This window comes from Edaphobacter sp. 4G125 (assembly GCF_014274685.1).
In the GTDB taxonomy this organism is placed as follows: Bacteria; Acidobacteriota; Terriglobia; order Terriglobales; family Acidobacteriaceae; genus Edaphobacter.
The window spans coordinates 2,923,180-2,936,138 of sequence record NZ_CP060393.1; the positions used below are offsets into that span (position 1 = coordinate 2,923,180).

At 50.5% G+C, this 12,959-nt stretch carries 8 protein-coding genes; 3 read left to right on the forward strand and 5 right to left on the reverse strand.

Annotated elements, in window-relative coordinates:
• Positions 1-26 precede the first annotated feature (26 nt).
• Positions 27-3,257, reverse strand: a complete 3,231-nt coding sequence (locus H7846_RS12160; RefSeq protein ID WP_186692411.1) for a TonB-dependent receptor — start codon at positions 3,255-3,257, stop codon at positions 27-29.
• Positions 3,258-3,402: 145 nt separating this feature from the next.
• On the opposite strand from H7846_RS12160, the gene H7846_RS12165 reads away from it, so the two are divergent.
• Complete coding sequence (locus H7846_RS12165; protein ID WP_186692413.1) at positions 3,403-4,179, forward strand: glucosamine-6-phosphate deaminase; 777 nt, start codon at positions 3,403-3,405, stop codon at positions 4,177-4,179.
• 304 nt (positions 4,180-4,483) lie between these two features.
• Here the strand turns inward: H7846_RS12165 and H7846_RS12170 are convergent, their stop codons facing one another.
• Entirely contained in the window at positions 4,484-5,956 is a 1,473-nt protein-coding gene (locus H7846_RS12170) for a sodium:solute symporter family protein (protein ID WP_370561242.1), read from the reverse strand.
• 55 nt (positions 5,957-6,011) lie between these two features.
• Here H7846_RS12170 and H7846_RS12175 point away from each other — a divergent pair, with 55 nt between their 5' ends.
• Complete coding sequence (locus H7846_RS12175) at positions 6,012-6,923, forward strand: N-acetylglucosamine-6-phosphate deacetylase (RefSeq protein ID WP_186692415.1); 912 nt, start codon at positions 6,012-6,014, stop codon at positions 6,921-6,923.
• Positions 6,924-6,947: 24 nt separating this feature from the next.
• Here the strand turns inward: H7846_RS12175 and H7846_RS12180 are convergent, their stop codons facing one another.
• From H7846_RS12180 to H7846_RS12190, 3 genes are all read right to left on the reverse strand, one after another.
• Positions 6,948-7,655, reverse strand: coding sequence for a GntR family transcriptional regulator (locus tag H7846_RS12180; protein ID WP_186692416.1), 708 nt, complete (start codon positions 7,653-7,655; stop codon positions 6,948-6,950).
• A 794-nt stretch (positions 7,656-8,449) separates the two neighbouring features.
• On the reverse strand, positions 8,450-11,722 hold the full coding sequence (locus H7846_RS12185; protein WP_186692417.1) for a DEAD/DEAH box helicase: 3,273 nt from the start codon (positions 11,720-11,722) through the stop codon (positions 8,450-8,452).
• A gap of 172 nt (positions 11,723-11,894) precedes the next feature.
• Entirely contained in the window at positions 11,895-12,341 is a 447-nt protein-coding gene (locus tag H7846_RS12190; protein WP_186692418.1) for a helix-turn-helix domain-containing protein, read from the reverse strand.
• Between the two features lie 190 nt (positions 12,342-12,531).
• Between H7846_RS12190 and H7846_RS17995 the strand changes: the two genes are divergently transcribed.
• Positions 12,532-12,930, forward strand: a complete 399-nt coding sequence (locus H7846_RS17995; RefSeq protein ID WP_255460603.1) for a hypothetical protein — start codon at positions 12,532-12,534, stop codon at positions 12,928-12,930.
• The last annotated feature ends 29 nt before the right edge of the window (positions 12,931-12,959 follow it).

Sequence of the window (12,959 nt, forward strand, 5' to 3'; positions counted from 1 at the left end):
AGAGCCTAACCTCAGGACTCCTTTATCTAGAACGTGAACTTAAGAGCCAGCTGCATAATGCGGGCATCACCGTTCGTGGAAATAATTCTTCCGGCCGAACTGGAGTTGACAGTGCTGACAGGGGAACTAAAGTTAGGATGATTTAGAAGATTGAATGCTTCTGCACGGAACTGAAGACTGTTGCCTTCCAGTCGTCCACCAAACGGGAACTGACGCACGAGCGAATAGTCGACATTCGAATATCCCGGTCCAATCATGAAATTTCTCTTTGTGTTGCCGAAAGTTCCAAGAGCATTCGCGGTAAATGCTGCCGGGTTATAGAACATCGCTACCTTCTGAAGATCGCTACGACCACTGGGAAGATTCGGATTCCCGACCATATCCGCTCGATCCATACCAATGCCGCTGGTCGAATTGTCGATACCCGAAGATACGGTAAAGGGTGTTCCGCCCCGGAGTACAACAATACCGTTCATCTGCCAATGGCTCAGGATGAAGTTAGGAGCATCCCAGGCAAAGTGCGTAGACGGAACATTCCAGACGACCGAGCCTTTAAATTGGTTTTTAACATCGTAGGAACAGCGACCGTAATCGATCTTCGGATTGGGGGTGGAATACCCGTTCGCATTGAAGAATGCACCTTCGCTTTCATTCATGCATCTCGACCAACGATACCCTGCGAGAAAAGTTAGACCACGGGCAGCCTGACGCTGTACCGAAACGATAAGCGCGTGATAGTTCGAGGTGCCGACATTCCTGCCCAAGGGAAGGCTCTGATAACTGGAACCCATCGGACGACGAATATTGTAGTTAGAAATATTCTGAAGATAAGTCTTCGTGGGATCGTAGATTGCGGCATTGCCCTCTACAGAACCGAAGAGATGAACGGCATTCTGCCCTTCGTATGCGAGACGAAACAGGGTCCCATATCCGACCTGTTGCTCAGCCGTTAGATTCCACTGCTGAATAACTGGAGCCTTCATATTTCGGGTCATCGGATTTGCTGCCATCGGAATCTGAAACGGTGTCGTTACCGGAGCAGGCCCAGGAGGTAGCGGGAAAGGGTTCACCTGCCCCTGGTAAGGATTGGCGAAACTAGAGGGATTGGTAAACGTGACGGACGTACTAAAAGGGCTGAACGTGGGGTTGATCGTATTCGCCGTCATCTGATCCTGATACATTCCATAGCCACCACGCAGGCTTGTGCGGCCATCGCCAAAAACATCAAGCGCAAATCCTATACGCGGATTGAAGCGACGGTAATTGGAATCGATCACGCGAGACGGTACCGTCGGATCCCCAGCCAATAGCAATCCGGCAGGCAGGGTTGGATATTGTTTCGAATGGATATTTGCGGCGTACGCTTCGGGATCAAAAAGTGCCTCTTCGTGATAGGCCGTATCAAATACAGGGACAAATGGGTTCCAGCGCAGACCAAGATCGAGAGTCAGGCGACCCGTAATCTTCCAATTGTCATTGATGTAGAGTGCAGGAAGCGTGCGAGTAGGAACGAAGTAAAAGTTGGCTGCTTGATTGAAGGTCGCAGCCTTACCCAACATAAAATCAAGGGCCCCATCCCCGGAAAGACCTCCAGAGAAAACAAAATAGCCATTGCCCTTGAAGTCTTGATTCTTGATGACCTTACTGGTAAGAACCTCTCCACCAAACTCAAGCGTGTGTCGACCGATTCCCCAGGTCCATTGATTTCCGATTCCGCCCTCAGTCGCAGGAATCGTATAAAAACCGTTCCAGGTCTTCGTGAAATAGTTGCTCACGGCCAGATAAAACGACGTATGAGGAGCTGCCACCATGTTCGGCACGTTGACCCCGAGATCACTCCAACCGGGAAAGCCCACTGGGGATGTAGCAGCATTTGTACGTCTGCTGAATGAACCAACTAGCGTAGTCGTAAGAGAGGGGCTGAAGATATACGTAGCGTTGACAACACCGAACTGACTAAGCCATTTCTGATCGGTGGTAGCTGACAGCAGATTTCCCTGAATCGAATTACCCGGCTGTTGGAAGCTGTCGTAAATATAGCTGCCGTAGAGTTTCAGGTGCGAACCAAAGTTCTGGTCGATACGAGTAACAAACTGGTTTGTATTTGTCTGATAACGAGAAAGGAAGCGCGTAATCCCAGTAGAATCGCTGGCCGGCAGCATCTGCAGAATCTTAAGAGAGATCGGATCATAACGTGAAGTAGGGACCTGATTCCCTGCAAATGGAAGCCCGGTCACAGGATCGACGAGTTGTCTTTTGATCATCGAAAAGTCGCCGCTTCGCTGCGCAGCGGTCGGCACAGTGAAGGTCGTAAGAGCATTCTGACGGACCGTGGTTCTCTGATAAGAGAAGAAGGCGAAGGTCTTGTCCTTCACGATAGGGCCGCCAATCGTGCCACCAAACTGATGCCGTTTAAGACCATCCGGCTTTGTCCCAAAGAAATTGATCGCGTTGAATGCGCTGTTTCTTACGAATTCGAAGAGAGTTCCATGAAACTGGTTCGTACCCCCACGCGTGACTGCGTTCATCACACCGCCTCCGCGACCTGAAAACTTAGCACTGTAGACGCTGCTCGAAAAACTAAACTCCTGGATAGCGTCAGGATTGGGATAGACATTTGCAATCTGCGTCAGCGCATCTTCATTCAGAGCGCCGTCAAGATAATACGAAGTTGAGTCTCCCCTACCGCCGCTGGCTCCAACATAGCTGTTCGCCTGATCAGGGCGCGAAGCACTTTGCTGATACGAAGAGACAGCTGTAACGCTTGTATCAGGTGCCAGCTGCATTAGTTGAAGGATGTTGCGGCCGTTCAGCGGTAGCTGGGTAGTCATTTGGTTGTCGATGGAGGTCGAAACCATCGGAGACTCAAGATTCACCGTAGCGCCACCACCGCCCGTTACGGTTATGGCTTGACCAACGCTCCCCACTGCGAGCACCCCATTAATCACCAGGCGCTGTCCCACGGCAATCTGAAGCTCCTTCTGCTCGTAAACCTGAAACCCATCGTGGGAGATGCGCAGGTTGTACATATCAGGAGAAAGGCCCAGGAGCACATAACTCCCTTCATCATTCGTCTTGACCTGAACCACCGCACCTGTAGCGATATCGGTAGCACTGACATCAGAGCCCGGAAGCACAGAGCCCGAGGCATCGGTTACCTTGCCCGAGATCGTAGCCGACGTAAGTTGCGCCCAACCAACCGAGCCTCCCAGACCAATACAAAGCACAGCCGAGAGAAATCTACTATTGATACCCATTTCCGGCCTCCTGAATGCCGAGATCTAACGTTCTTGCCCCGAGATAGAAAGGGAGGTTCATTTCGTTATGTTTGAATAAATATATTTAACGTTAAACGTTTGTCAATTATATTTTTATGATTTATAGTTTTTTTGGAGGAAGATAATGATTGCCCCTGTAAACGGAACTCATATCTATGGAACTGCAAAAGTTCAGGTGTTCTCGACTCGCGCCGAACTGGGGGTAGCGGCAGCGGCCGATGTTGCCCACCTTATTAAAGAAGCTGTTCGAGAGCACGGCCACGCACGAATCATGATTGCGACCGGCAACTCACAGTTGGATGTAGTCAAGGAGCTGGTTCTCCGGTCTGATATCGAATGGCCTAAAGTCGATGTATTCCACATGGATGAATATGTTGGTGTCGATGGTGATCATCCAGCAGGATTCCAGCGCTGGATTCGTGAGCGCGTCGAACAGAAGGTCAATGCCCGGTCGATCAACTACATCTCAGGCCTTGGCAGCACAGATGAGGAAATCGCACGTTATACGGACCTTTTAAATGCAGGACCAATTGACATAGCCTTTGTAGGCATCGGAGAAAATGGACACATCGCCTTCAACGATCCTCCCGTTGCAGATTTCAATGATCCGCAGATGCTGAAGCGTGTTGTATTGGACGCAACCTGCCGCCAGCAGCAAGTGAACGAAGGCCACTTTGCAACGATTGATCTGGTTCCGAAAGAAGCGATTACGGTGACGTGCAGCGGTCTGTTTCGAGCAAAAAATTGGATATCGTGTGTTCCGGAAGCGCGTAAGGCAAAAGCTGTACGCACCGCCCTGGAAGGTGAAATTACAACAGCATGTCCAGCATCTTTGGCTAAGAGACACCTCAATACGACCATCTATCTGGACACTCAGTCGGCCTCGCTGCTGACGCTTTAGAATGATGAGGCTCTTCAGATTACTGAAGAGCCTCATCACTTAATTCAATGCTGGAAAATGAACGACATCATATCGATTGGCAAGTGCCGAAGCTGTCGATCCCAAGAATCAATGTTTTGCGTGCCGCCATAGTCGGCCCCTACCACGTCGCCATCCAGACATAGAAACCAATAAACGCTGCGACCATTGCCCAGGCTAAAAGGAAACCCACAAGATCAATGCGATATCTCCCCCAAGAGAATCGTTTTGGAAGATGCAAAAAATCAACGATCAACAAATCGTTCCCTTTTTCCTCGCTCTCCATTTAATTCTCCTCTGCTAAAAGTAGATCTTGCTCATCAATGGGCAGCCGCAGGTTCTTATAGATTCTAGAAAGCTTTTCTTCTGGCTCCGAAGGAGTAAAAAAACTCACGGATATAATCAGGATCACGCCGGTAACAATACTGTATAAAGATGACCACGAATTGGAGAAACCAGCCCATTTAGTGGCATAGAAGATCGCCGCAGAGCCTAAGGTGCTGGTCCACGCACCTGCTCTTGTTGCTCGCGGCCAGATGATACCAATCCAAAAAGCTATCCCGATGAAAGGAAGAATACTGATGAACTCAACTGTCGCAGAGATGACGGAACTCATCGTTAGTCCTAGAACAAATCCGAGGAGAGCAATACAGATCGAGGAGATCCGAGCCACCTTCAAAAAGTGAGCGTCGTCTCTCGGCTTTTTGAGCATTGGCCGGTAAAGGTTCTCTGTAAATAGGGCCGAGCCATCAACCATAAAGGCAGAGCAGGTTGACATGACAGTTGCCATCAATGATGCAGCCATTAGCCCGATTAATCCTGCGGGAAGCAACATAGTGACGGCAAGCCCAAATACCTTCTCTCGATCGTGAAAAGGAACGCCTGGAAACAATGCAGCCGCGAGTAGCCCCGTCAAAGTCCAGCCGATCGTACAGATACGTTTGACAAAGTTTCCATATGTCCATCCGATCCTGCAATTCATCTCTGTCTTTCCGCTGGCGCCGACAGCCATCATATGGGGCTGAACAACAATTCCAGCCAAACCGCTGATGACCAGCATCGCCACATTGAACGGAGTAAGTTCTCCTCCGGACTGGCTGAATATCGAAAAGAAATGATCGGGCAGAGCATGCCTTAAGCCAGTCATACCACCAACCTTGATGACTCCAAAAGGAACGACGAGGAAAGAAAGAAGCACAATCAGAAAACCCTGAACAAAATCTGTGATCGCCGCCGCAACGAGTCCTCCGGTAACTCCATACAGAGTGAAGGTGAGACCTATGGTGATCGCAATTAACAGTTCAGGGATACCTGTTATTGCAGATACGGTGACCGCTGTTCCTTTAATAGCTATTCCCTGCCAAAGCGCAAAGAGATAGATACAGAAGATGGCATACGCTATGCTGTAGCTCCTGCCGTAACGGACTTCAAAAAAGTCCGCAATGGTCACCATACGCAAGCGTCGAAAAACTGGGGCAAGCAACCAGTAGAAAGGAGTCGTGAATAACCATATCCACTGATACCAAATCCCCGAAAGGCCAGCGGTATATGCAGCTCCTGCAACGCCAACCGCTTGATCGGAGTGAGTACCAGTACCAAGATTCTGGGCGATCATGATGGCTTTCCCGAATGCTCGGTTCCCCATGAAAAACCCTTCTGAAGTACGTACTCTCTTACTGACATAGAGACCGAGAGCGGTCGTGCCACTCAGATATGTCCCAATGACGATCCAATCTATGATCGAGAGCTTGACATGCATATTCTTAATATAACTTTTATCGTTAAATTATAATAGTCTCGAGTGAGAATCAATCATGGGTTTTTTTGATTTGCAGGTCAATGGCTATGCCGGGGTCGATTTCAACAGTGACGAACTGGACCAAGAACGACTGGAAGCTGTTTGTAAGCGCCTTCTGGAACAAGGAGTCGACGGCATTCTTGCCACAGTCATTACTGACTCGCTCCCTCAGATGGAACATAGACTTAAAAGGATTGCACAGCTGCACAGTGTTTCTCCTTTGATTCGACAAGTGATCAAGGGCATTCACATCGAGGGCCCCTTTTTGAATCCATCACCTGGTTTTCGAGGAGCACACCCCGCCGATGCAATTCAGCCAGCCACCGAAGAGAATGCCAGCAGACTTCTTGAAGCAGCAGGTGGACTCACGAAACTCGTCACACTTGCTCCAGAACAGGACCCAACGGGAAGGGTTATCCGTATGCTTAGTGACCAGAAGATTACGGTCTCTGCCGGACATACGGATGCAACCCTCGATCAATTAAAGAGAAGTATTGACTCAGGTCTTTCGATGTTCACGCATCTTGGCAATGGATGTCCAGGTACGCTAGCACGTCACGACAACATCATCCAGAGAGCGCTTGCCCTTCATGACAAGCTCTGGCTGTGCTTCATCGCTGACGGGGCACATATACCCTTTTTTGTCCTCAAAAATTATCTGGATCTGGCGGGTGTGGAAAAAAGTCTTGTTGTCACCGATGCGATTCTCGCGGCAGACCTTGGCCCTGGAAACTATCGCTTTGGAATCTGGGATCTTTCGATCGGAGAAGACCTTGTCCCTCGATCACCGGACAATTCGCATTTGGTCGGTTCAGCCATTACTATGCCACGCAGCTTTAAAAACCTATGCCAGCATGTTGGCTTGACTACGGAACAGGCTCAGCTGCTGCTTGAAATCAACCCCAAAAAGACCGTTCCACTTCAGTAGAAATATCGTCATCAATATGCTGGACTATTCAATACCAGGCATATGCTCATCGTCTGTCAGCGCACTCTGCATCGACTCTTTCATAAGTGCAATCGAATTCGCGATATCACCTGAACTGATCAACTCCAGAAGGCGCCGATGAACCATGGCAATTTTCAGTAGCTTCTCTGAGGTTGGATGGACGCGCTGAATAATGCTGAAGGTCATCAGCTTCGGAACGAGTTGCTCTAAGCAGGCATGGAGACTTTCATTTTGTGTCGCCTGCCACAGAGATCGGTGGAACGCGAGATCGGCCTGATAAAACTCTGGAGCCATACCTTCCCTTGCGAACTGTTCCATCCGAAGTACCTCATGCCAGCTGGGAGCAAGATCAGGCGCTGACATCCCGGCGATTAGCTCGACAGCCAGCGTCTCCAGACGAGTCCGTACCCGATAGATATCGCGAATAACGTCACGAGTTAAAAGCGTCACTCGCGTATCTCGTGGCCCTTTGCGTTCTATAAAACCTAGAAACTCTAGCTCCAATAGAGCTTCGCGAATTGTAGGTTGACCAACGCCGAGTTTGCGAGCTAGTCCAAGCTCCGTTACCTTCTCGCCAGCTTGTAGTTCGCCGCGCTCGATAGCCTCTCGGATCTGCTGGACCGCAAGGGCTTTCAGTGTAGTGCGAGGAATGGACGTCAATCCCCCCGTCTTCGCGGACTGATCCCTATGGATGGATGTGCTATGGTTCAACGCCTGGCTCCAATATCTATCCTTTTATAACGCAAATATGAGATCAAAGCCGGGAACCTGATCCAATCCGCAAAATCTAGTGAGGGATATCGGTTTGAATGAGTTCGTCCGACAGTACGTTGATGAGATAGCCCCGTTGGTCGAACACGCTGGAAATATGAATTTTACAAAGAATCCGACCTTCGAGAATTAGTGAACGCTTTGCAGCCAAAAGAGATTTCTAGCTAGCCCAATGCTTGACCTCTGAGAGTCGTGTCTATTTCCAGGATGATTCGTATTCCTCTCCCTGCGAATAATCCACAAGCATGAGATTTGAGTGTTTCTCTACTGCCAATAGCAACCTCTGCTCTTCATCATCAAGGAAGATAAGCTTCGATTTCGACCTAATCCAGGGCGGTCGACAAAACATTCAAACCTGGATTGGCGGTCAGGCCGAAACTCCACTCTTTGACAGCATGGGATCAAAGTGCCCTATCGCGGCAAGTCACTGTACTTACGGAGAAATCTTATCTTTGGTGCCGGGAGGGGGGGTCGAACCCCCACGACCGCAAGGGTCGGCGGATTTTGAGACCCTACATCCTGCTACAGCCAACACCGTAGAATCAAGAATCTAAAGTAACTTACGATTACCGCGGTTCCTGTTCAGTTGCGGTTTTTGATGATCAGAGAACACTGTTCGGGCAAAGTTTGGACAAAGCCTATCGAACAATTTCTTCTCGTTCTCAATATACCAAGTAAATCAAAATGCGGCATTGTGAATCACCAAAGTGGAAATCAACCGATGGACAATTGAGCTATAAAGCCAAACCATCAATATCGATTCGATTGGGAAGCTCGTTGCTCATATGACAGGCCAGGCCGACAGAACTCCATGCCCTCCAAGAACCCACGACATAGAGATTCTGCCTGGCTCGAGAGACGGCGACGTTCAAAATGTTCGGCGTCCGCGCAGCCCATTCTCGGGCACCATTCTGCGATTCAGCAGGTGCGCCTAGCAGCAGGATGACGGTATCAGCCTCACGCCCTTGAAATGTATGGATCGTACCTACACGATCTTTCAACCATTGAGTACAATCATGGCTAAACCTGCGCATGAGATCCGGCCGGCCCTGCAAGAAACGAGTCATCTCATGCACAACGATGCGGAAAGGCGAGATCACGAAGACATCTGGATTTTCTATAGTCGATACCAACCTCGTGAGTAGATCAATCACGGCCTTGCCTTCCGCAGGAGACCACTTCGAATCCGCGGTTCCTTCTACATCAATCCATGTGGACGGCCCAAGTACATCTTCAACATCCAGTTTCCTGGAACCAACGACCTGGACCATCTGACCGGCATAGGCGATTTTGTTCGAGATGGTAAACATTGGATTCTGGCAGCGCCGATGCACAAGCAAGGGGAGACCAACGCGCCTCTCACCCGCAACGGCTTCGAAGCTCGATTGATAGCGTGAAGCGCGATCCACGAGTGTCTGCGTTGATGCCGCTGGAGCTGTCCAATCCAGTTCCTTCACTTTAAAGAAATCGCAGATGTCTGCGTTCAGTCGCTCCGGCAACGAAACTACGGGTTGGATCTGCAGAGGATCGCCCACAGCAATAGTTCGCTTTGCTCTCAGAATTGCGCCAACTGCAGACTGTGGCGTGGCTTGGCCAGCTTCATCAATCAGGAGCCATCCCAGGGTGCTTGGTGGCAGGTCACCGAGCATTCGTTCGACCGAAGCAAATGTGGTCGAGAGAACAGGCACAACAAGGAAGAGTGTGGACCAGAGATCCCCGAGCAATTTGCGCCACTCTTCGTTCTTCTGCATCCCCGTACTCGACACTTGGAGCGCGCCAAGATTGTGGAGAATTTTGGAAGCCGCGGCATCGATGAAGGCATGGTGGAGATCCAGAGCAGCGATGAAGAGACTCTCACGCTTAGCGTTCAATGCCTCTGTAACCCAAGGTGTCGATTGATTCCAGCTTACGTGTCCTTCCTGAAATTTCTCTTCATCAACAATCCGGCCGCCAAGTCGAATGCGATGCTCTGAGATGATTTGCGACTGCGTAGCGAATTGTCCGCGTTCTCTTTCGAGATCTGTTTCAAAAACCTGTGCCTTCGCTGACGCGAACGAACGAGCACGCTCCGCTTTCTTGAGGCCGTCTTCTGACACAGCCAATTGCCGGGTCGCTACATCTAGCGGTCTTCGCCAAACATCAGCTTCCTCCTTCCAAGCCCTTGCATCGTCCGTACGCGCCAGGCGCGCAAACAATCCAGGCCGCGAACTTTTGTGCCGATTCCAGGCTGTTGAAGCTTGTTTGTAACGTGCAGAAGCTTGATCACGCTCTTTACGAAGTGTTTCCACTCTAACGGCAAGTTCGTCATGTTCTGTTTGCAGAATTTCAAGTTCCTTCTCTCTGCTGGCCAACTTGCATCGGGACTCCTCGAACACAAGGCAAAGGCACCGCACCTCTTCAAGTGCCTGCAACTCAGCGTCTATCTCTGCCTTGACAGCAAGAAATCGTATTCGCTCTTTCCGCCAATTTTCTTTTGCCTGTTGCGAAGAAGGCGGGTGCTCCCGTAGCACAACTTCGGGAGTTCGCTTTTCGACGATGTCCGTGACTGGATCTCGATGCTCAACCAGAACGGAATGTCCCAATACAGTTTTGAGATAAGTTCTGAAGCTGCGATCCTCGTTCCACCAAAATGCTTTCCAGAAAGCCGAACGATTGCCTTTGTTGCCGAGTACCGCTGCGATCAGACCCCACGTCTTCACAGGCTCTGGCGTGATGCCCTCTTGAGCTTCTTCTTGTTCCTGTTTGCGTGGACCGTGGACTAGATCACTGATCGACTTGAAGTAACTCAACTGGTCACGCGAGTAAGACACGGCACCTTCAGCAGGCAGTTCCTTGCTGACATTCTCGACCGCCTTGTTATTGCTGGAGGCAACCAACATCTCATGCCCCTTCAGGCTGTCGTCCAAACGATATATATCAAAGGAAGTTTTCCCTGCTTCGACTCTTTCCTCCGTCTTGGTAAACGCATCCTTAGGATCATCGAAGGCGCTCATGGCAATAGCCCGCTCAAGAACACACATAGCAACAACGTCACGTAAGAGCGTGGTCTTTCCTGTACCAGGGGGACCGTTCACCGCAAGAAGCCCTTCCTTACCGTTTAGCTCCTGTCCGACCAGGTTTACCGCAGCCTGTTGCAACATCACGAGTGATCTACCCTCTCCGGCGGGCCACTTGGCTGCAGGAGTCTTAGTAGGAGCAACCGCCTCCTCCAAGAGAACCTTATCTTTGAGTACATCCAGAGGGTTGTTCTCTGTAATTGCGCCAAGATATCGCAGGACGCTCGTGGGGGCCGTTTCATTCTTGACGTGGCGAGCGACGCGAGCCAAATCATGCAGGAAAAATGAATTGAGAAGGAGAGCCTCCGGTTGAGTCTTCGACCCAATCGGATAGTAGTGGCACAACACGAAGGTCGGGCGTTCGATCAGCCCATTTGGAACTTGGCACTTCTCGACTAGCCACTGATTTGCCCACTCCATCGTTGAGATGTCGAGTGGAATGGGCTTACTGTCGGAATCGATCCGGTGCACGATCGCATCCAACCCGCTTTGCAACTCCTCTTCTACTGTCGGCCAGTTTCCAAGCTCTTTCAGCTTAAGCTGAAGTGCAAGAGGAAGCGCCCATGGAAAGCTGGAAACTGTGATTGCCTTCTCGGCAAGCACAACGCCATCCTTGTCTAGCAGAATTTCCGCCGCGACCGCCCTCTTCTTCGAAAGGCTGACTCTCGCCTCATCATCACCAAAGACTTTGATAAGAGCCTTGGTCGCCGTGTCCATCAGCATGGACCCCAGAACGACGCTGTAGAAGATCTGTTTTCCCTGTGGAGGCTTTGTGGGTATTGTCCAAGGAAGCGGACCATCCTCAAAGCGAATGACTCGGCTCCGATCACCGTATACAAGATCATGCGGAGCATCGTAAGTTGCAGGCGAGAGCGCTTCCAGCGCCGACCATGTACTGAGAGTGGCCGCCAGTTCGGCTTTGGTCTTGCCAGTCACGGTCGACGAGAGCATCGGTGACAAAACTCTGAGTTCATGTCAAATCCTTCATCCTCTGTAGGATTATCACTCTGTGCCGGTCTGAAAACGACCAAACCAAAAGTCCACCCATTTGTAGCTTTGCTAAATGATTCCTGCTCTATGGCTAAGCTCAGAACCTCGGAGCTATTCAGGGAACAATAACTATTCAGAAATCGCTTCCGGTAAGGTCACAGGACCTGCATCTGCAAGCTCTACTATTCTTCTCCAATGAAGACATCTGTCGGCAGCTAAACCTGGCGCTCAGTTTTCGGACCTGAGCCAGCGTGAACTTCCGCTGTCCGGCCAGAAACATCGAGACAGCGCTTTCCGAGCCAAATTGAGGAATCAGATCACGTTGCGTAAGGTGCTGTTCAATGAGAAATCGAACGACTTCAATCGGATCAGACACAGGAATAGGATAGTGTTCTCGTTCGTATCGTTCCACTAGCAGTGTCAACAATTCGATGGCTTCCGCTTCTGACGAAGAAGGATTGTCCAGAGCTGTCAGTCGAAAGAGCGCATCAGTATAGGCTTCCAATTCCGCATCACTGTGAATGATGCGCGGAGCACCATGCGCGATCATCTCCGCCGGGTTAGCAAGAACTGTGCTCATTTGCTTCCGAACCTCCGATTTCGTCAGGCCATCATGCCATCGGCAAAGAACGCCATTGCTAACTATACCGATCAACACGCGGAGAAGGGGCCTTAGGGAAGTGTGGTGCCTATTGCCAAAGGGCCTTTGAAGCCGGTGGAGTAGATACACGTGGTCGTCCAGTCGATGCCAAGGATTGGGGGCAACTCTGTTGAAGAATGGAGCCACTGTCATCTCTCCAGGCGGCTACACGCTACAGCAGGCTGATGCGGCTGTGTTCGCTGGAAGTGACGCTCATCCGCATGATCATATCACGATCTACGATGGCAAGCAGTGGGTCTCTGACTTCAAACAAAGAAAGATGTCTTCGTACAGGACAGCAGCTCCGCCGGGGACGATCCATCGGTTTTCCCAGATAAACGTCCAATGTGATCCGCGAGTTTGCATGACGCAGAAACCCCTACGCCGTCTTGAGGTCCGCACCTGCTGCCCGCAGATTGGCCGCAAGAGAATGGCGGAAGCTGTGCCACCCGATGGGGTCTTACTCCTTGATTCCGGCTCTTATCACTGCTGGCCGAATGATCTTGTTGGGCAAGGTGTCGGGAGATAGAGGCTGTTTGCCTTCACGCCGAACCGACG